Below are 18,981 nucleotides of genomic sequence, written 5' to 3' on the forward strand. Positions count from 1 at the left end.
CTACTCGAACCAGGTGGTGCCGGGATATTGGTGGGTCCGCGCCACCTCCTCGTTGAGCTCGAGCCCGATGCCGGGCCGGTCGCTGAGCGCAATGCGGCCGTTGCTGATGATGTCGCCGCCGTCGGTGATGGTCGACCAGTACTCCCTGTGGAACCAGTGGAACTCGAGCACGAGGAAGTTGGGCACCGTGGCACAGACATGCGCCGACGCCATCGTGCCGATGGGAGACGACACGTTGTGCGGCGCAAACGGGATCGAATAGAGGTCCGCCATCTCCGCGATCTTGCGGCACTCCGACAACCCGCCGCATTTGGGAATGTCGGGCATGATGATGTCGACCGCCTGCTTCTCGATCAGCTCACGAAAGCCATGGCGGAGATAAAGGTTCTCGCCGGCGCAGATCGGCGTCGAGGTCGCGCGGGTGATCTCGCGCATGGTGTCGATATTCTCGGGCGGCACCGGCTCTTCGAGCCACATGAGCTTCAGCGGCTCGAGATCGCGCGCGAGCCGGATGGCGCTGTGCTTGTCGAGCCTCGTATGAAGATCGGCCGCGACGTCGACCGAAGGACCGGCAGCTTTCACCACCATTTCGGCCAGTTGGACCATGCGGTCATGCTCCCAGCGGTTGGGAGTCATGTTGAATTTGTCCTTTTCGTACCAGCCGGTCTCGCTGCCGGTGTGGCCGTAGGCACGGATATCGAGATCGACCTTGAGTGCGGAGAATCCCGCCTCCAGCACTTCGTCGACCACCTCCTGGACCTCGGCCATGTTCATGCCGGGCGAAACCTCGCAATCGCAATAGACGCGGATATCGTCCCGGAACTTGCCGCCCATCAGTTCGTAGATGGGCACCTTGAGCGCCTTGCCCTTGAGGTCCCAGAGCGCGATTTCGATACCCGTCAGCGCCGTGATCAGGGCGCCGGCAAAACCCCCTTCGAAAACGAGGCTGCGGCGGATCTCCTCGAAGATCGCATCGATGGCGAAGGGGTCGCGTCCGATCAGCCGCCCCTCGAGTTCCTTGATGATGGCGATGGCCTGGTGTCCGCCATGCACGCACTCTCCGATGCCGGTTACTCCGGCGTCCGTCTCGATCCGCACCCACAGATGCATGCAATGGCCGCTCGTGGCCGCGGTCCTGACCGACGTGATCTTCATGTCCCCTCCCCAGTATCGATGCGCTCTCGCATCGCCGACCTTTGTAATAGGCCGCCGCGACAGCGTCGAGCGCGTCTGTCCCCTGTCGACCTCACCGGCGTTACTGGACGCCTGCTGAACACTGCTGCTAGCGTCTGCTGCAAGGCACGCGGCGGCAAACGAAACCGTAGTGCGCAAACTATGCAGGGCCGGAATGGCCCCGGAAAGGGAGAAAGAAATGGGTGCGGTCCACATTGATGATGTGCGCAAGAGCTACGGCAGCATGGAGGTGCTGCATGGCGTCACCATCGATATCGCCGACGGCGAGTTCGTCATCCTGGTGGGGCCGTCGGGCTGCGGCAAGTCTACCCTGCTGCGGATGATCGCGGGACTCGAGGACATCACCTCGGGCGAGATCTCGATCGCCGGCAACGTGGTCAACACACTCGCCCCCAAGGATCGCGACATCGCCATGGTGTTCCAGTCCTACGCGCTCTACCCGCATATGACCGTCGAACAGAACATGGCATTCTCATTAAAGCTCCAACGGGTGCCGCGCGAGCAGGCGAAACAGCGTGTCGCCAACGCCGCCGGAATCCTCGGCCTCGAGCCATACCTTGAGCGTTACCCGCGGCACCTCTCGGGCGGACAGCGCCAGCGCGTCGCCATGGGCCGGGCGATCGTGCGCGAACCGGCCGTGTTCCTCTTCGACGAACCGCTGTCCAACCTCGACGCAAAGCTCCGGGTCCAGATGCGGTCCGAGATCAAGCAGAACCACCAGCGCTTGAAGACAACGACGGTCTACGTGACGCACGACCAGATCGAGGCCATGACCATGGCCGACCGCATCGTCGTCATGCATGACGGTGTGATCGAGCAGATCGGGACGCCACTCGAGCTCTACGACAATCCAGCAAACCTGTTCGTCGCAGGCTTCATCGGCTCGCCCGCCATGAACCTGCTGGACGGCAAGCTCGACAGCAACGCGTTCGTTGCCAACGACGGCACCCGCATCGACCTTGGACCTGTTCCGTCCGGCTCTGTCGGCCGGCCGGTCAAGCTCGGTGTTCGTCCGGAGCACCTCCACCTCGACCCGGAGGGCCTGCCCGCCGAGATCCTGACGGTCGAACCGACCGGCTCTGAGACACAGGTCTTTGCCCGTTTCGCGGGCCAGAACTTCATGGGCGCCTTCCGCGAACGCATCGCGGCCCGGCCCGGCGAGGTGCTGCACGTTCGTCCTGAAAGGGACGCCATCCACCTGTTCGACGCCGACAGCGGCAAACGCATCGCCGCCTGACGGAAGCTTTGGCGAGCGCCGCCTCGGTGGCGCTCCATTGGCCTGAACCGGACACGCGGCAGCGGTTCAGGCAACACGCATCGCCAAGGCGAGGCTATTGTCGACCAAATTTGCCAGATCTTCCGTCCCCATTCCCGACGCTACTGCCGCAATAACGAGCTGCCGCTCCGGTACCCAGATCAGCTTGGCGGTAGCCGGTCCGAAACTGCCACCATGGCTGAACATCGGCACCCCCTGAAACTCGCGGATGCCTACGCCCCCGCCATAGTTCAGAACCGTTCCATCGAGCAGCTGTCCCGGCGTAGCCATTTTCTCGAACACGCCGAACGCGTCCGCGTTCATCGCAGCGCCCCAGTGCATGACGTCGCGCGCTGAGCTCCACATGCCTCCGTCGCCTGTCGACAATGGAAGCTTGTCAAACAACTCGATCTGCGGCGTTCGCGGAGAGTCAGGCGGAGTGGATCGGACTTCGGTATCATTCATACCCGACGGTCGAAACAGACGCAGCCTGGCGAACTCATGGAACGGAACCCCACACGCACCTATGGTTGCCGCCAGCACGACATACCCGAGATTGGAATAGCTGTAGATCGTTCCGGGCACCGTCTCTGGCGCGTTCGACTCATGGAGAACATCGAAGGCAGCCTGATTGGTCCAGTGCATATGTCCGAGCCTTGCAGCAATCGCTTCACTTTCCTTTGGGCCAGGCAGGCCCGCCGTGTGGTGAAGCAGTTGCCGAAGGCTGATCGAACCGAAGTAGGCCGGCAGATCGCTGAGCAGGTGCGTTGCCGGTTGGTCCAGCGACAGAGCCCCTTCCCTCTCGAGCATGAAAATCGCCACCGCGACGACCTGCTTGGTGAGGCTCCCTGTGTAGTAGACATCAGTTTCGCTGACCGGCCGCGCCTCGGTCCAGTTTCCGCTGCACCAGACCCTCGCATCTGAGCCCGAGGAAATCCCGACCTGCAGGGGGATGCCCTCCGGAAGATCGAGATCGATCATGTGAAGCGGCATTCTCACCTCTCCGGCTGCCCCAGGGTTGTCACCTAGCCGGGCGGCAGGTCCTGCGCGGTCAGCGTCGAAATGAACTGCTTGGTGCGGTTGCGCTCCGGGGTGCGGAAGACCTTGCTTGCGGACCCCGCCTCGACGATCTCGCCGGCATCGAGGAACACCACCTCGCTGGCGATTGTCGCTGCCAACCGCAGGTCGTGGGTTGCCATCAGCATGGTGGTCCCCTCGCGTGCGAGCTGGGCGAGCACTTCGACGACCTCGGTTGCAAGCTCCGGATCGAGAGCCGAAGTCGGCTCGTCGCAGAGCAGGACCTTGGGCGAAGGCGCCAGTGCCCGGGCGATCGCCACGCGCTGCTGCTGACCGCCCGAAAGGCTAGCGGGCCAGGCTTCGGCCTTCTCGACCATGCCCACCTTTTCGAGAAGGTCCATGGCACGCTGCCTCGCCTCCTCGCGCGAGCGTCTCAGCACCGTCACCAGGCTTTCCATGACGTTCTCGATCGCAGTCAGATGCGGAAAGAGCTGGAAGTTCTGGAACACCATGCCGGTCTTGCGCCGCAGCGCCAGCACGGCATTGCGGTCGACCTTGCCGGCAGGGGTGAACGCGATGACCGCATCGTCGATGCGCACGCGCCCCGATTGCGGCACTTCGAGCAGGTTCACGCAGCGCAGCAGCGTGCTCTTGCCGCTCCCCGAAGGGCCGATCAGCGCCGTCACCCCGCCCTCCTTGACGGCAAGGCTCGTACCCTTGAGCACATGCAGGTCGTTGAAGTGCTTGTCGATGTTCTCGAGCGTGATCATGAGCCGGCCTCGATATAGCCGCCATAACGCGACAAACGTTTTTCGAGCCTGGCCTGCAGGTTTGAAAGCACGGAACTGACGACCAGATAGATCAAGGCGACCTCGACATAAAGGATGAGCGGCTCATAGGTCGTGGCAACGATTCTCTGGCCGGCCCGGAAGAGCTCCGGCACGGTGATCGCCGCGGCAAGCGACGTATCCTTGACCAGCGCGATGAAGGTGTTGGAGAGCGGCGGCACGGCGATGCGGCTCGCCTGCGGCAGAATGATCCGGCGCATGGCCTGCGTCCAGGTCATCCCTATCGAATAGGCCGCCTCCCACTGCCCCTTCGGCACCGCGCCCAGCACCGCCCGGATCACTTCCGAAGTATAGGCTCCGATATTGAGCGTGAACCCGATCAAGGCCGCCGGAAACGCATCGAGCACGATACCGATACTGGGCAGTCCATAAAAAATGAGGAACAGTTGCACGAGCAGCGGCGTGCCGCGGATGATCCACACGTAGAAACGGACGACCGCAGCGAACGGCGCTGGGGCGAAGAGTCGGATGAGAGCCGAGGCAAAGCCGACGCCGAGGCCGAGCGCGAAGGAGAGGAGCGTCAGCGGCACGGTGAACAGCAGGCAGGCCCAGAGCAGCGAGGGCAGCGACTCGATCATCAGGGAAAGCCAGTGCGGCATCGCGCGCTCCTGAAAGACTCAAAAAGAAAGATCGGCCGAAGCATCGGCCGATCCTGCAAACTGCCGTGAAAGCGGAGTTATTGCGAGACGTCCTCGCCGAAATATTTCTCGGAGATCTCGGCATAGGTGCCGTCTTCCTCGAGCCCGGCCAGCGCCTCGTTGATCGCCGCGAGCAGTTCCGGCTTGCCCTTGGCGAGCAGCACCCCCGAATAACTCGCATCGGCCTGCGTTGCCGCGATCTTCACCTGCGCGTCCGGTTGCTGCTTCTTGAAGTCATAGAAGGAGAGGCTGTCGTTGATGGTCGCATCGGCCCGCCCCTGCAGCACCAGGGCAATTGATTGGTCGAACCCTTCGGTCCCTACCAGCTCGGCGCCAGCTTCCTCGGCCATCTGGCCGTAGTTGCTGGTCAGCGTCTGGGCCGCGCGCTTGCCCTCGAGATCCTCGAAGCTGAGGATGTCCTCGTTGTCGGCGCGCACGATCAGGGCGGCCCTCGAGGCGATGTAGGGCTCCGAGAAATCGTACTTTGCCTGGCGCTCTTCGGTGATACCGACCTGGTTGATCACCACGTCGTAGCGGTTGGCGTCGATCCCGGCGATGAGGCCGTCCCAGGGTCCTTCGACGAACTCGGCTTCCACCCCGATGCGCTCGGCGATTTCGCGGCCGATCTCGACGTCGAAGCCGATCAGTTCACCGGTCGCGTCGTGGTAGGTGAACGGGGCGTAGGTGCCCTCGGTGCCGATGCGCAGGACGCCGGCTTCCCGGATCTGGTCGAGCGCGGACTGGGCGAGAGCGGGCGTTGCAAGGGCCAGTTGTACGAGGCCAATGGCGAGCAAAGTCTTGGTGAGCTTCATTGTTGTTCTCCTTACCAGCCGGCCCGCTCTGACTGGACCGGCACTGGCGCAGAAAATGCACTTGGAAACCGTAGGTTACAACAGCCCGGGAGATTGTTTCTACCTGCGCCCGGCGCGTCGAATCCGTTTGCGCATTCCACCGAACGGCAGCGCTGGTTTTCCGAAACGAGCGGCTTTAGTGGACGAATGCCGGAGCGCGAGTCGCCCACCCTCGCCCGTGCCGCGCCCTACTATTCCGGCAGCCCGGCCGCGCGCAAATACGCCGCGAGCGTTTCGGGGTCCTGCGGATTGCGGTAGACCGTCCGGGCAAAATGCTCGGAAATCGAGAACTGCGGGTTCAGAGCAAGGAGCCCCTCGGCCGCTTGCCGGGCCGCTTCGGTTTCACCGCTCGCCTGGGCTGTTATCACGAGATACAGGTGGCAGACCGGAAGCCCGGGTGCTTTGCCGACACAGGCCCTGGCTTCCGCGCGCGCTTGGGCGAACTCACCGAGCAGGACGTACGATCGCGACCGCAGCGCGTGGATCAGTGGTGGCCCGAGCGGATCGAGGCGTTCGACCTCGTCCCAGGCGCGCAGCGATTCCCGGTTGAGACCGGCAACGCCGAGGATGTTCGCGTAGCTGGTGATGGCGCCCGCGTCGTTGGGATTGAGGCGAAGCGCCTCCTCGAGGATTGCAATGCTGGTATCATAAGCACCGGTCCGGAAGAGCATCGCGCCCAGTGTAGCCTGGCCGGCCGCATATCCCGGGTCGAGCGCAACCGCGCGTTCGGCGGCCTCACGCGCGCATGCAAGCGTGGCCGGATCGCCGCCCTGTTCATTGTAAGGCTGGATGTAGAGCTGCAGCAGAACCTGCGCTAGCAGTTCCCAGGCAACGGCGTAGCCGGGATCCATTTCTACCGCCCGCTCCGCCAGGTCCAGCGCATGCAGAGTGTCCTCGCGAGTGAAGCGCCGCCAAAGGTTCCGCCCCCTCAGCACCAGCTCGTAGGCGGCCAGCTGTTCGGGCGGCTTTCCCTGCACCCGCGTGACCACCGCATCTCGCGCGCCGAGAGCAAGTCGGTACGCGATCTCCTGGGTCACGGTGTCCTGGAGAGTAAAGAAATTCGCCAGCCGCTCCTCGTATCGGCCGACCCAGCGATAGGTCCCGCTGTCGGGATCGACGAGTTGCAGCGACAACCGCAGCGTGTCGCCCGTTTGCCGCACCGATCCCTGCAACACGAGGTCCGCGTTGAGCTGGCGACCAATGTCCACCGGGTCCGCTTCTGCGTCGCGGAAGCTGGAGTTGCGGGAGATCACCGTCAGATCGCCGAACCGGGCCAATCCGGTGAGGATGTCTTCCGCGAGCCCCGCACCCACCCAGGCGTCCGTTTCGGACCCGCTATCATTTCTGAATGGGAGTACGGCGATTGTCAGGCGAGGATTGCGGTCGAACAAGGCGAGCCCTGGCGCTTCCGGCTCTGTCCACGCCCGGGTAAGGACCACCGCAACGGCAAGCGCGGCAACGACAGCCACAGCGCCGGTCAGCCACCAACTAAGACGCCGTCTCGCAACTGGCACCGGGCCGCCCGCGCCTGTCTCGACCGGGGAAGCAAACATGTAGCCGCGCCGCGGCACTGTGCGGATATAGGTCTGCCCAGGGTCATCGAGGGCCTTGCGGATATCGCGAACGCACTGCGCCAGCGCGTCGTCATTGACGATGACACTTGGCCAGACGCTCGCCACAAGCTCGTCCTTGGTCACCACCCGTCCGGCATTGCGCAGCAGCGTCAGCAGGGTTTCGAAGGCCTTGGGCCTGAGCTCGACCTGGCTGCCATCCCGAAAGAGCGCCATGCGCGCGGTATCGAGGACGAAATCGCCGAACCTGTAGAACTCTGCGTCTTGCAATCGTTCCACCTGCGCTGGTGTCGGCAGAATGTAGCCGGATTTCAGGCAAATTGCAGCGCAAATACAGGTCTTGGCCGGCTGCCGACACCATTGTGCGTGCACGACGCAACCAATGGAATGGAGGACCACCATGTCGAGATCCACACTTGCCGTTTCGGCTATACTCTCCTTATGGGCTCTGCCCGCCGCGGGAAATGATCTGGCCGGCTGGGTAGATGCCGAGGTGAATGCCGGCCTCGCCGCCTCGAGGCATCCGGCCCAATACAGGGATATCGGGGAACGGCCGTGTGCTCCCCCGGTCCCCGCCGCGCACGATGGCAGCGTCGCGGCCGATATCGATTGGCAAGTCAACGAGATGCTCCCGCGACCCTGCACCGGCCGCTACGCGAGTTCCAATTGACCGTTCCTGGCTTCTTCCGGCAAGCGGCCGCGCCAGGGATTTCACTCCTGGCGTGGCGACTTCAAATGTGTGAAACGACTTCTCTCTAGATTTCCCTCCCTGCCTTTTCACGACGCAGTCCAGGGAATTCCGATGTCAGCCAAGCGTGCCGATCTGGCCGATGTTCGCAGGTTCTATTCGCAGCTTCTGACAGCCGGAGCCGGCGACGCAGGCATCCGGCTTGAACGCGCCTTCGAAGCCTTGCCCCGAGAGGCATTCCTGCCACCCGGCCCGTGGCGCATCCTTTCAATGCAGGCACGTCGCTATATCGACACGCCGACGGCCGATCCGGTTCACCTCTATCAGAACGTCCTCATTGCTCTCGACGAGGAACGTGGCATCAACAATGGCGAGCCTCAGTTGCACGCCGCCTGGCTTGCTGCCGTCGATCCTCAGCCAGGTGAACGCGTCTCCCATATCGGAGCGGGGACCGGCTATTACACGGCGATCCTCTCCTTCCTGACATCTCCCGGGGGAAGCACCCGGGCCTATGAGTTTCATGAGACGCTCGCCAATACCGCACGCACCAACCTGCAGCCCTTCGAGAAGGTCGACGTCATCTGCGGCGACGCCACTGCGCTGCCGCTGGAACCATCGGACGTGATCTACGTGAACGCGGGTGTCGTGTCGCCGCCGGCCCAGTGGCTCGAGGCATTGCGTCCCGGCGGTCGGATGATCTTTCCGTGGAAGCCGACCAACGACATCGGCGTGGCGATGCTGATCCGTCGCGAGGAGGCAGGCGGGCTGATCGCCAAGTCACTGGGTCGCGCCTGGTTCATTCCCTGCGTCGGAGCTTCACAAGGCCACTCCGGCGACCGCAGTCCGACGCGGAGCGATGTCAGGGCGATCCGTTCGGTCTGGCTTGCCTCCGATCGGAAGCCTGATGAAACGGCGGTGGCCGTCTACGAGGATGTCTGGTTTTCGTCGGCGGCCGCGGCGGAGTGACGCCGGAGCAGAAGGCTGATCACGCAAACGTCAGCGCCGCTGCCGGTAATTTGCCGAAAGCGCCGGCCACTACTCCTCCCTTGTTCTAAGGCAGGCGTCCGCGCCTGCTCCACTCGAGGGGGTCGACATGCTGACACGCCGCGGTTTCACCGCGCTCGCCGCCGGGGGTCTCGCCATGGCCTTCGTGCGCAGAGCCGAGGCGCAAGCCCGCAGCGACCTGGGCGCCGCGATCGAGGCCATGCCGCAGCTCCACTCCCTGCAGGTGCAGCGCGGCGCGGACATGCTCTTTGCCGAGGCGCCTCGTGGAGGCGGCCTCGACAGGTCCGCCAACATCAAATCCTGCGCCAAGAGCATCGTGGCACTGCTGTTGGGCGCGGCCATAGATCGGGGCGAAATTGACGGTGTCGGCGCGCGTCTCGGCGACGTGGCACCGACCATCATCCCGGCCGACGCGACGCAGGGGGTGGCCGACATCACCATGGAGGATTTGGTGAGCCTACGCGCCGGGCTCGAGCCGACCTCGGGACCCAATTACGGCCGGTGGGTGGAATCGGGCAACTGGCTGGCCTTTGCGCTGCGCCGTCCCATGGTCGCCGAGCCAGGCGGCCGCATGATCTATTCAACCGGCACGACCCACATACTCGGCGCCGCGCTTGCCGAGGCGACGGGTGAGAGTCTTCTCGACCAGGCCCGTTCACGGCTGGGCGAGGTCATGGACTTCGAGGTCCCGCCCTGGACCCGAGATCCGCAGGGCTATTACCTCGGCGGCAACGAGATGGCGCTGACCCCACGGGCGATGCTGAAGATCGCCGTCATGCTGCGCAACGGCGGAGAGTTTGAGGGCCGGCAGGTGCTGCCGGCGGACTGGGTCGAGGCCTCGCTCGTTCCCCGCGGCCGGTCGCCCTGGTCGGGACTGCGCTACGGCTATGGCTGGTTCCTCTCCGACACCGGCTTTGCCATTGCCCGCGGCTATGGCGGCCAGATCATCGCCGCGCATCAGGAACGGCGCCTGGCCATTGCCATCACCTCCGACCCGACCCAGCCAGCACGCTCTGAAGGCTATTTCGGCGACCTGATGCAGCTGCTCGACGGGCCGGTGCTGGCGCTGGCGTAGGTTGCTCATCCGTCCCTGCGATGCTTGGTGTGGGCACCATCCATCCCCACCCACCGGGTCATCCCCGAGTTGGTGATGTTTTCGTGGCTCACACTCACGCCCGCGCGCCGCATCCCGCCCATACGAGTACCCGGCCCGGACCTCACTCCACGGCCCCCACGTCAGCCGGCGGAACGAGTGGCGCGGACGCGCGTGTCTGGCCCAGCGCAGCAGGCGGGGCGCCGAGGCTGTAGGTTTCGCTGAGCCAGGCGCCGATCACATCCTCGTTCGGATGAGCGGGCTGGGGTGGCTGCGCCGGGGAGGCAAGGGTGCTGGCAGCCTGCAGGGCCGGTTGCTGTGAAGTCTGATCTGGCCGGACAGCCGGTGTCGGCACACTTTCCATCACCACGGCAGCCGGGCTCCCCGCACCCGCCTGCGGGAGGCGGAAGTCGGGTAGCGGCATCGGCACGACATAAACGGCCTGGCTCGGTTGAGCCGCGGCGACCGCGACACCCTGTCCCGTGCCCAGCCGAGGAACGATGGCGGCCGCAAGCATGTCACCCTGATGCGCCTTCGGCAGATAGGCCGCAACCAGCTGCCGGACCTTGTCGTCCCTTGCCCGCGCCCCGCTGAAGCCGAACGCGGCAACGATGAGATGCCGGCCGTCCTTGCGCGCTGCGGTCAGGATCGTCGAGCCGGACGAGGTCGTCCAGCCGGTCTTCAGCCCGTCGACCGCGCCCATATAGCCCAGCACCCTGTTGTGACTGCTGTAGGTGCGGCCGCCATAAACGAACCGTGTCGTCTGGAAATAGGCGTAGTATTGCGGGAAGTGCTGGTAGACCGCCATGGCGAGGATCACCTGGTCGCGCACGGTGGTGAGATTGTTGGGATCGGGCCAGCCCGAGGCATTGGCATAGCGCGTGTCGTGCATGCCCAGCGCTCGCGCCGTTTGCGTCATGCGCTGCGCAAACTCGGATTCCGTGCCCGAGATGTGCTCTGCGATCGCCCGGGCCATATCGTTGGCCGATATCGTCACCAGCGACTTGATCGCATCCTCGACCGTGATGCTCGAGCCGGCCGCCAGCCCCAGCTTGGTTGGCCGGGCCGCGGCAGCGTGGCGCGAGACGACCATCTTGGTGGAGAGCGAGATGTTGCCCGCTTCCAGTTCCTGAAAGAGGACATAGAGCGTCATGACCTTGGTCACCGACGCCGGATAGCGTTTGCTGCCGCCCGCTTCCTCGTACAGCACTTGGCCCGTCTTGGCGTCGACGACGATGGCTGCCGGTCTTGCCAGATTTTCGATGGCCGCAACGGAAGTGAATGCAGCCGCAAGGTTGAGCACGAAAGCGGCAATGACGGTGAGGACGTAGCCTCTCAAAGATGCAACGATACGCATTGACCGGGCACTACCGCAGCTTGGCGTTCTGACTGCCCCGAAATCTCATGTCTCAATGCGGCGGCAATGCGCCTAAAATTCGAATGAAATTGAAAGTAGGAGTTGGAGTTAATGCACCTTTAAGCGCCTCGATCGCCGGACCAGCTCCGGATGCGATCGGCTGGCGATGATGATCCCCTCCTATCCCGTTGCCTTGAACGCCGTCATCAGCACGTCGCGGAAAATGTCGACCGACGCCTTGTAGGCGATGGCGGCGTTGACCCTTGCCGTCGCCCACGGCCTGGTGTCGACGACCATCTGCCCGAGCGTCTGCTCTCCTGCCGTTTCGATCGAAACGGGATAGTGTCCCCAAGCGGTGATGACGTCCTCGCGCACGAGATAAGCGATGCAGAGGGCATCGTGGACGGGCGCGGAAGGCGTGTCACCCTCCTGGTGGTATTGCTCGATCCGATGGCGAAGAAAGCGGCTGCAGGCCGTGGCCGCAGGCGTGCCCAGCCGGTCGAAGGCGTCGCAATCGGCAAGGATCAGCGGAGCGCTATGGGTGGCATCGAGCGGCATCACCACGATCTCGCCGATGTCGGAGGAAAATACTGCGCGCGCCGCTTCCGGGTCGACCCAGAAATTGAACTCGGCGGTGGCGGTCACGTTGCCGCCAAGGTGGGCGCCACCCATCAGCACCAGCCGGCTGATCTTTCGCGCCAGCCGCGGCTCGGCGGCAAGGGCGAGCGCCACATTGGTCAACGGGCCGGTCGCAACCAGCACTATGTCGGCGTTCGCCGGGTCCATGAAGGTGTCGATCAGCATGCGCACGGCCGGCGTCTCGTGGACGGGGGTCCGCGAGGGCGGCAGGTCGAGATAGGCGACCTGGAACTCGGGATTGCCGGCATTGAGGATGTCGCGCGGTATGGGAAAGTCCGGCCGAACCAAAGGACGGCTGGCCCCGGCATGAACGGGAACCTTGGCGCCGATCAGATCGAGCACCCTCAGCGTGTTCTCGGTGGTGTTTTCCAGCGCCACATTGCCGTTGACGGTCGACACGGCCATGAGCTCGAGCTCCGGGTGGAGCGCCGCGACGAATATGGCGATGGCATCGTCCGTGCCTGTGTCGCAGTCGAGGACCAGCCGGGTCATGGCAATACTCCTTGTCGGACCAGGGAAGGGCTGAGGTGAGGACGTCACTTCAAGCGAGGATGCGCCGGGTTTGCAACCCCGCAACCTCAACCTGTCGAAATTCCGAGCCCGGAGTCGTCGTGTCGGCAGGAGGCGGTACCGAGCTTCTGTTGAGCTCGGCCGGTAAAGCCGCTTTAATCGCCGCTGCAACGGGAGGGTTGTGTGATGGAGCTGTCTTCGCTGATCATTTTCGCCGGGGCGCTGTTCGTGGCGGCCGGGTCGCCGGGCCCGAGCATCGCGGCGCTGGTGGCGCGAGTCATTTCGAGGGGCATCAGGGACGTATTCCCGTCCTGCTTGCCATGTGGATCGGCGAGGCGATCTGGTTGACCTGCGCCATTTTCGGCCTCGCCTTCATCGCCGAAACGTTCGGCCTAGCCTTCCTCGTCATCAAATATCTCGGCGTTGCCTACCTCCTCTATCTTGCCTTCAAGATGTGGACGGCGCCCGTGGCCAAGGATGTCGGCGAGATCCCGGAAGCCGGAAGCCGGTGGAAGCTGTTCCTGACCGGCATGACCGTCACCCTCGGCAACCCGAAAATCATGATGTTCTACCTGGCGCTGCTCCCGACCATCCTCGATCTTTCCGCCGTCGGCCTCGTCGGCTGGGCCGAGCTGACGCTGACCATGCTCCTCGTCCTCGTCACCGTCGATGTTGCCTGGATGCTGGCCGCCGCCCAGGCGCGCAGGCTCTTGAAGAGCGCCCGCGCCATGCGCATCGCCAACCGCACCAGCGCCTCGATGATGGCCGGCGCCGCGGCGGCGATCATGACCCGTTAGCTGGAGGAGGACACATGGAATGCGCGGATACCGCCACGACGCAGGGACCGGACTGGCACGCTCTGCAGACTGCCATCGCCGGCCGTGTCATTCTTGCCGGCGCGCCTGATTATGAGGAGCGCCGCAAATCGCAGATCTCTCGTTTCGATGCGGTGCGTCCGCAAGCCGTGGTGCTCTGCGAGACAGCCGAGGATGTCGCCGCGGCCATCGCCTTCGCGCGGCGAAACGCCATCCCGCTCGCGCCTCGCAGCGGCGGGCATTGCTTTGCCGGGCACTCCTCGAGCGAGGGCATGGTCATCGACGTCACCCCTATGTCCGCGGTCTCCGTTTCCGAAGGGCTCGCCACCATCGGCGCTGGAGCACGCCTCGGCGACGTCTATGACAGGCTTCTTGAACATGGCCTCACCATTCCGGCCGGATGCGGCCCGACCGTCGGCATCGCCGGGCTGACCCTCGGCGGCGGGCTCGGCATTCTCGGCCGCTCCCATGGGTTGACCTGCGACAGCCTGCTCGCGGCCAAGGTCGTTCTTGCTGACGGACGTATCGTCACCTGCGACGAGCAGCACGAGGCGGACCTGTTCTGGGCGCTGCGCGGCGCTGGCGCCCGCAATTTCGGCATCGTCACCCAATTTGTCTTTCGCCCGATCCTGCCGCCTTCCGCCACGGGATTCCAAACCTTCTGGCCAATATCGCGCGCCGCCGATCTCATCCTCGCCTGGCAGAGCTGGTCGCCGAACGCCCCCGACGCGCTCGCCGCCAGTCTGGTGATGACGGCAGACGCCGACCAGGCCAAGCCGCCCGTCATCAAGGTTTTCGGCGCGATGCTCGGCACGGAAGCGCAAACGCGGGAGCTGCTGGAGGAGCTGGCCAAAGCGGCGGGCACAGAGCCGACTTCGCTTTTCGCCAAGTCGATGACGCACCGCGAAACTAAACGCTACCTCGCCTCGCTCGGCGACACCGATCTCGCGGCGGAGCCAGCAGAGGCGGGTCACGCCTACAGCAAGTCGGAGTTCTTCCGCACGGCAATGCCTCCGGACGCCGTCGAAGCCCTGGTGGCGCACCTGAAGGCGGATCGGATTGCTGGCCAATCACGCGAGCTGGATTTCAACCCCTGGGGCGGCGCCTACAACCGGATCGAAGAGACCGCGACTGCCTTCGTTCACCGCAACGAGATCTTTCTCCTCAAGCATACGGCGGTGGTCGGGGCCGAGGCGAGCGCGGACGAAAGGCAGGCGGCGCAGCGATGGCTGGATCGCGCCTGGGAGATTGGACACCCCTCGGGCACCGGACGCGCCTACCAGAATTTTCCCGACCCCGCCCTTGAGAACTTCGAGGACGCCTATTACGGGCGAAACTGCGAGCGGTTGGCGCGAGTGAAGCGTAAATACGACGCCGACAATGTCTTCCGGTTCGACCAGTCCATCAGAGTTGGTTGACTGCTTCGCCCTTTTCGCTCTGGCCGAGCCTGCGCGCTGCGTTGGCTCCCGCAGCGAGGATCTGGTCCGACAGCTCCGGGCGATCAACCGCTCGGGCCAGCTGGAGTGTACCGATGAGGGTCGCGAATATGGCAAGGACAGCCCCCTCCCGATCTTTCACTTCTAGAGGCAATTCACCCGCCAGCCGATTGACCAGCGCCAGGACACTTTCCGTGTACGCCCGGCGCGTTTCGGGTGACTCGCGTCCAATCTCGGGCAAGAGCGCCGCCGACGCGCATCCGTGACCGGGATCGTCCCGATGCTGGGACGAGAGATAGGCCGAGATCGCCGCTTCCGGCCCGCCTGCCGCCAACAGACTATCGATCTGCTCGAATTGCTGTTCCAGCGCAGCAGAGACGCTGGCGCCGATCAGCGCGGCCTTTGATTTGAAGTGGGGATAGAAGGCGCCGTTGGTGAGGCCAGCATCGCTCATGATGCTCGCCAACCCCGTCGCGGCAATGCCGTCTGCCCGGAAACGGCCGGCCGCAACCTCCACGATCCGTTGCTTCGATGCGTCCTTGCGACCTTTTTCGTAGCGCATGGCCCTTCCTTGTCGATTCGCCATTGCATTACGATCATATACTAAATAAGTAACCATAAGGCAATTACAGAGCGCCAAGACGTTTCGGCGCGTTGGAGACAATGATGAACGCCCATTTTGGAACGACCGCGATCGTGACCGGAGCCTCGTCCGGCATCGGCCGCGCTAGCGCCGAAGCCCTCGCGCAAGCAGGCTTTACCGTCTTCGGCACCAGCCGCAGACCGACGGACAACGGCCCCGAAAATGTGACCATGCTGGCCTGCGACGTGACCGACGACAGTTCCGTCGCCTTGCTGGTTTCAACCGTGCTCTCGAAAACCGGCCGCATCGATGTCCTCGTTAACAACGCCGGGGTCGGCCTGTTGGCGGGTGCCGAGGAGTCTTCGGTGGCTCAAGTCCAGGCGCTGTTCGACGTGAACCTCTTCGGCGTCGTTCGCATGACAAATGCCGTGTTGCCGGCAATGCGACAGCGCGGCGAGGGACGCATCATCAATATCGGCTCGATCCTCGGAGTGATCCCCGCCGCCTATTCGGCCCACTATGCCGCTACCAAGCACGCCCTCGAAGGCTATTCGGAATCGCTCGACCATGAGATCCGGGCCTTCAATATCCGTGTCGCAATCATCGAGCCGGCCTATACCAAAACCGTCTTCGACCAGAACGGGTGGGAGCCGGATTTCCCATTGAACGACTATGCCGAGGCACGAGCCACCGCTGCCGCGGCGATACGCGATGTGATGCTCAAGGCCGATCCGCCCGAATTGGTGGCCGAGGCAGTGGTCACCGCTGCAACGACCGACCGCCTCAAGCGGCGCTACAAGGTCGGCAAGACCGCACGGCAAATCGGCTTGCTGCGCCGGCTCGTGCCCGCGGAAGCCTTCGACAAGGCACTGCGCAAGCAGACGCGCTTGCCGGTATAGAGAACCGGGCTCACGCGAGCCCCAGTTCCCCGTCGCTCGCCTGCCGGGCGTATTTGTCGGCCGGCGGCCATGGCCGCTCTGTCCAGTGCGGGGCGTAGGCAAAGCTCGAAACGGATCGCCCCTTCGGGCAAGGCCGGCAGCCCGTCCTACAACGCCCACGCATGGGCGCGGCGGATGACGCGCAGCCAGTCTCGGGCCGCAAGGAAAGCGTGATATCGCTGACGCGGACTGCGATCTATGTCCATGACCGTCAGCAGATGGACGTTGAGCGCACCGGCCAGGGCGTTGGAGGCGCCGGCGACCCAATAGGCACCGCGCGTTGACTCGTCGATCCGCCTGTCCCGCCCGAGCCCCGTCAGATATTCCTTGAGCAGAACATCATGCCGCTGCAACGCGTTCGGCTCGAAAAAGCGCAGCGATTGGAGCATCGAGCTCACATCCTCCAGCGGTGAGCCGGGCCGCGCGCGTCCCCAATCGATCACCAGGGGCCGGCGATCGACGCCTCTCCTCATCATCGTATTACCCGGATGCAGATCGCCGTGGATCGGACGCCGGTCGAACGCGCTCTCGGTCAGCAGGGCACTGCGAAGTCTGGCGAGGCTCGAGACCACCCTGTCGAGCATGCGGACATGTCGCGCCAGCGGCCTCAGATCCGGATCGTGTCGGCAGTCTTCGAGCCGTGCGACCGTTTCGGCGGCGCTCGCGGCGAGCTCGCTCTCGTAGTCCCAGTCGGCCAGCGGCAAGCGGCTTTCCACCGTATCGGCGTGAAACCGTCCCAGTTGGCGCAACAGAACGGTGGTGAGATCGAGGTGTCGCCAGGGCCAGGCCATGGCGCGATTAATGGCCTCCACCACCAGGAACGATCCGGCTTGCCCATGTTGCACATCCAGCAGCCGCGGCGCGATGGCGCTCGCATGCATGGCGACGAGCTCGCGATAGATAACCGCCTCGCGCCTTGTGCGGCCCTGCAGGTGCTTGATGACGAACGTGATGGTTTGCGGTTTGCCTCGCCTGTCGGCAAAGCGGGCAGCGATGCGGACGACTTCGCTCGCTTCACTGCCCGACGAGAGGCGGCGGTGGCTCAGAACGGCCTCGCCTGCCGCCGGACCAGCGACGTTGAAAAGGGCTCTGCGAGCGGCGGCATGGGTCGGGTCGGTCAAAGTCATGAACGCATGATGGGGATAGGCTCCGGTTCGCTCAACCCTGCTCCCGGTTTTGCGACTGTGCGCTTGTGCAGCAGCTCTCGGCGGGGCAGGCTCGCCGGCTGGCGCAACCGGCGCGCCGTGCAAGGCGACCGGGGCTCACACGAGCCCCAGTTCCTCGTCGTTCGCCCGCCGGTTATATTTGTCGCTCGGGGGCCACGGCCGTTCTTTCCAGTGCGGCGCAAAGGCGAAGCTTGAGACGGACCGGCCTTCAGGCAGGGCACCGTTCCCTGCGCCTATGGTATAGTCGTAGTAGAGCTTGACGATCTCCTCGCGGCTCACCTGCTGGGCGGCTGGATGCTCAAGGCAGGCCTGCCGCCAGCGGGCGATCCGGGCGTATTCACCCGTCTCGGGCAGCCGGAAGTCTTCGTAATAGTCGAGGAACCAGAAGCGCATGAAGATCGGCGTGAACACCGCTTCGGCAAGGCCGAAGTCCTCGAAGAGAAAGGTGCCGTCCGGGTTGTGCTCGTCGAGAAACCCCGAGAGCTCTCGGTGGAGCTCCAGCAGTTTTGCTTCGAGGGCAGACTTTGCACCAAGATCGCGGTTCATCACCAGGATATAGCCGGCTGTGGTGAAGGGCCCCTCCTTGGCGATCAGCATGTTCTCGATCGCGTGGCGCAGCGGGTCGGCCTGCCGGATCTGCCGTTGCCCCAATGCCTCGTCTAGGTAACGCAGGATCACGAGGCTTTCCTTCAGCACCGTCCCTTGCCCCGTCTCCAGGATCGGCAACGCCGTCGTGCTGCGTGTCTTGGCAAGGAGCGCTGCATCGCGCGGCCGGGTGATGTCGACCGTCTCGAACCGCACTGCGCCCGAGAGGCCTTTGAGGGCCAGCAAGATCTCGATGCGCTGCGAGAATGGACAGACTGGGATGCGGTAGAGAGTGGGCAGATCCAGCATAGCCTTCCCCCTAGTTCGCCGCCAGCGGCGGGCCGGTGAAGCGCAAATTGTGGCGCGCCGCCGCCTCTTCGATCGCTGGCATGTCGGCCGGGATGGAAAAACCGCCGGCCGCCATTTCGGTAAAGAACCCCTCGAACCCGCCGGGTGTCAGGATGACGATGTGGCGGCAAGGGACATCGCCGACGACTTGGAAGGTATGCTCGGAGCCGCGTGGGATGAACACGGTCTCTCCAGGACCGCGCATGAACTCCTCGCCGGCAAGATGAAACTTGCACGCGCCGGTGACGATGATGAAGGTTTCGTCCTCGCCCGCATGTACATGCAGCGGCGGTCCACTGCCAACGGGCGAGAGGCTGTCGACGATCGACATCTTGCCGCCGGTCTCTTCGGTCGAGAGGATGGTCTTGTATTTGACGCCGTTCCAGTCGGCGGCGTCGGAATAGTAGTCGTGGTTGTTCATCGTTTTCTCCATTGCTCACTGTC

Annotated in this window: 18 protein-coding genes and 1 pseudogene; 7 read left to right on the top strand and 12 right to left on the bottom strand. The window is 64.2% G+C overall.

The window, feature by feature from the left end; translation table 11 throughout:
* A complete protein-coding gene (locus QQK18_RS21360) occupies nucleotides 1–1,155 on the bottom strand; it encodes a mandelate racemase/muconate lactonizing enzyme family protein (protein ID WP_284342392.1) in 1,155 nt (384 codons plus the stop codon).
* Between the two features lie 217 nt (nucleotides 1,156–1,372).
* Here QQK18_RS21360 and QQK18_RS21365 point away from each other — a divergent pair, with 217 nt between their 5' ends.
* A complete protein-coding gene (locus QQK18_RS21365) occupies nucleotides 1,373–2,431 on the top strand; it encodes an ABC transporter ATP-binding protein (protein ID WP_284342393.1) in 1,059 nt (352 codons plus the stop codon).
* A gap of 66 nt (nucleotides 2,432–2,497) precedes the next feature.
* Here the strand turns inward: QQK18_RS21365 and QQK18_RS21370 are convergent, their stop codons facing one another.
* From QQK18_RS21370 to QQK18_RS21390, 5 genes are all read right to left on the bottom strand, one after another.
* Nucleotides 2,498–3,430 (bottom strand): serine hydrolase domain-containing protein, encoded by a 933-nt coding sequence (locus tag QQK18_RS21370; RefSeq protein WP_284342394.1) that lies wholly within the window; start codon nucleotides 3,428–3,430, stop codon nucleotides 2,498–2,500.
* Nucleotides 3,431–3,474: 44 nt separating this feature from the next.
* On the bottom strand, nucleotides 3,475–4,236 hold the full coding sequence (locus QQK18_RS21375; RefSeq protein ID WP_284342395.1) for an amino acid ABC transporter ATP-binding protein: 762 nt from the start codon (nucleotides 4,234–4,236) through the stop codon (nucleotides 3,475–3,477).
* Complete coding sequence (locus QQK18_RS21380) at nucleotides 4,233–4,913, bottom strand: amino acid ABC transporter permease (protein ID WP_284342396.1); 681 nt, start codon at nucleotides 4,911–4,913, stop codon at nucleotides 4,233–4,235. Before QQK18_RS21380 ends, QQK18_RS21375 begins: the two co-directional genes overlap by 4 nt.
* A gap of 77 nt (nucleotides 4,914–4,990) precedes the next feature.
* Complete coding sequence (locus tag QQK18_RS21385; RefSeq protein WP_284342397.1) at nucleotides 4,991–5,764, bottom strand: amino acid ABC transporter substrate-binding protein; 774 nt, start codon at nucleotides 5,762–5,764, stop codon at nucleotides 4,991–4,993.
* A gap of 230 nt (nucleotides 5,765–5,994) precedes the next feature.
* The gene (locus QQK18_RS21390; RefSeq protein WP_284342398.1) at nucleotides 5,995–7,644 is read right to left on the bottom strand and encodes a winged helix-turn-helix domain-containing protein; all 1,650 of its coding nucleotides are present in this window, start codon (nucleotides 7,642–7,644) and stop codon (nucleotides 5,995–5,997) included.
* A gap of 130 nt (nucleotides 7,645–7,774) precedes the next feature.
* Here QQK18_RS21390 and QQK18_RS21395 point away from each other — a divergent pair, with 130 nt between their 5' ends.
* From QQK18_RS21395 to QQK18_RS21405, 3 genes are all read left to right on the top strand, one after another.
* Nucleotides 7,775–8,044 carry a hypothetical protein gene (locus QQK18_RS21395; protein ID WP_284342399.1) on the top strand — a complete coding sequence of 90 codons (270 nt, stop codon included), beginning with the start codon at nucleotides 7,775–7,777 and terminating at the stop codon, nucleotides 8,042–8,044.
* Between the two features lie 132 nt (nucleotides 8,045–8,176).
* Complete coding sequence (locus QQK18_RS21400; protein WP_284342400.1) at nucleotides 8,177–9,028, top strand: protein-L-isoaspartate O-methyltransferase family protein; 852 nt, start codon at nucleotides 8,177–8,179, stop codon at nucleotides 9,026–9,028.
* Between the two features lie 127 nt (nucleotides 9,029–9,155).
* Complete coding sequence (locus QQK18_RS21405) at nucleotides 9,156–10,142, top strand: serine hydrolase domain-containing protein (RefSeq protein WP_284342401.1); 987 nt, start codon at nucleotides 9,156–9,158, stop codon at nucleotides 10,140–10,142.
* A gap of 142 nt (nucleotides 10,143–10,284) precedes the next feature.
* Here the strand turns inward: QQK18_RS21405 and QQK18_RS21410 are convergent, their stop codons facing one another.
* Complete coding sequence (locus QQK18_RS21410) at nucleotides 10,285–11,517, bottom strand: D-alanyl-D-alanine carboxypeptidase family protein (RefSeq protein WP_284342402.1); 1,233 nt, start codon at nucleotides 11,515–11,517, stop codon at nucleotides 10,285–10,287.
* 180 nt (nucleotides 11,518–11,697) lie between these two features.
* Complete coding sequence (locus QQK18_RS21415) at nucleotides 11,698–12,648, bottom strand: nucleoside hydrolase (RefSeq protein ID WP_284342403.1); 951 nt, start codon at nucleotides 12,646–12,648, stop codon at nucleotides 11,698–11,700.
* Between the two features lie 204 nt (nucleotides 12,649–12,852).
* Between QQK18_RS21415 and QQK18_RS21420 the strand changes: the two are divergent.
* Both QQK18_RS21420 and QQK18_RS21425 read left to right on the top strand, forming a co-directional pair.
* Nucleotides 12,853–13,463: pseudogene (locus QQK18_RS21420) on the top strand (LysE family translocator).
* Nucleotides 13,464–13,477: 14 nt separating this feature from the next.
* Nucleotides 13,478–14,899, top strand: a complete 1,422-nt coding sequence (locus QQK18_RS21425; protein ID WP_284342404.1) for an FAD-binding oxidoreductase — start codon at nucleotides 13,478–13,480, stop codon at nucleotides 14,897–14,899.
* On the opposite strand, the gene QQK18_RS21430 is transcribed toward QQK18_RS21425, so the two are convergent.
* Nucleotides 14,886–15,479 carry a TetR/AcrR family transcriptional regulator gene (locus QQK18_RS21430; RefSeq protein WP_284342405.1) on the bottom strand — a complete coding sequence of 198 codons (594 nt, stop codon included), beginning with the start codon at nucleotides 15,477–15,479 and terminating at the stop codon, nucleotides 14,886–14,888. The two genes, QQK18_RS21425 and QQK18_RS21430, sit on opposite strands and share 14 nt — an antisense overlap.
* A gap of 104 nt (nucleotides 15,480–15,583) precedes the next feature.
* Here QQK18_RS21430 and QQK18_RS21435 point away from each other — a divergent pair, with 104 nt between their 5' ends.
* Nucleotides 15,584–16,399 (top strand): oxidoreductase, encoded by an 816-nt coding sequence (locus tag QQK18_RS21435; RefSeq protein WP_284342406.1) that lies wholly within the window; start codon nucleotides 15,584–15,586, stop codon nucleotides 16,397–16,399.
* Between the two features lie 146 nt (nucleotides 16,400–16,545).
* Here the strand turns inward: QQK18_RS21435 and QQK18_RS21440 are convergent, their stop codons facing one another.
* The 3 genes from QQK18_RS21440 to QQK18_RS21450 form a co-directional block, all read right to left on the bottom strand.
* The gene (locus QQK18_RS21440; protein WP_284342407.1) at nucleotides 16,546–17,565 is read right to left on the bottom strand and encodes an aminoglycoside phosphotransferase family protein; all 1,020 of its coding nucleotides are present in this window, start codon (nucleotides 17,563–17,565) and stop codon (nucleotides 16,546–16,548) included.
* Nucleotides 17,566–17,700: 135 nt separating this feature from the next.
* Complete coding sequence (locus QQK18_RS21445) at nucleotides 17,701–18,498, bottom strand: glutathione S-transferase family protein (protein ID WP_284342408.1); 798 nt, start codon at nucleotides 18,496–18,498, stop codon at nucleotides 17,701–17,703.
* 10 nt (nucleotides 18,499–18,508) lie between these two features.
* Nucleotides 18,509–18,958 carry a cupin domain-containing protein gene (locus QQK18_RS21450; RefSeq protein WP_284342409.1) on the bottom strand — a complete coding sequence of 150 codons (450 nt, stop codon included), beginning with the start codon at nucleotides 18,956–18,958 and terminating at the stop codon, nucleotides 18,509–18,511.
* Between the last annotated feature and the right edge of the window lie 23 nt (nucleotides 18,959–18,981).

Source organism: Devosia nitrariae (assembly GCF_030160115.1).
GTDB classification, from domain to species: Bacteria; Pseudomonadota; Alphaproteobacteria; order Rhizobiales; family Devosiaceae; genus Devosia; species Devosia nitrariae.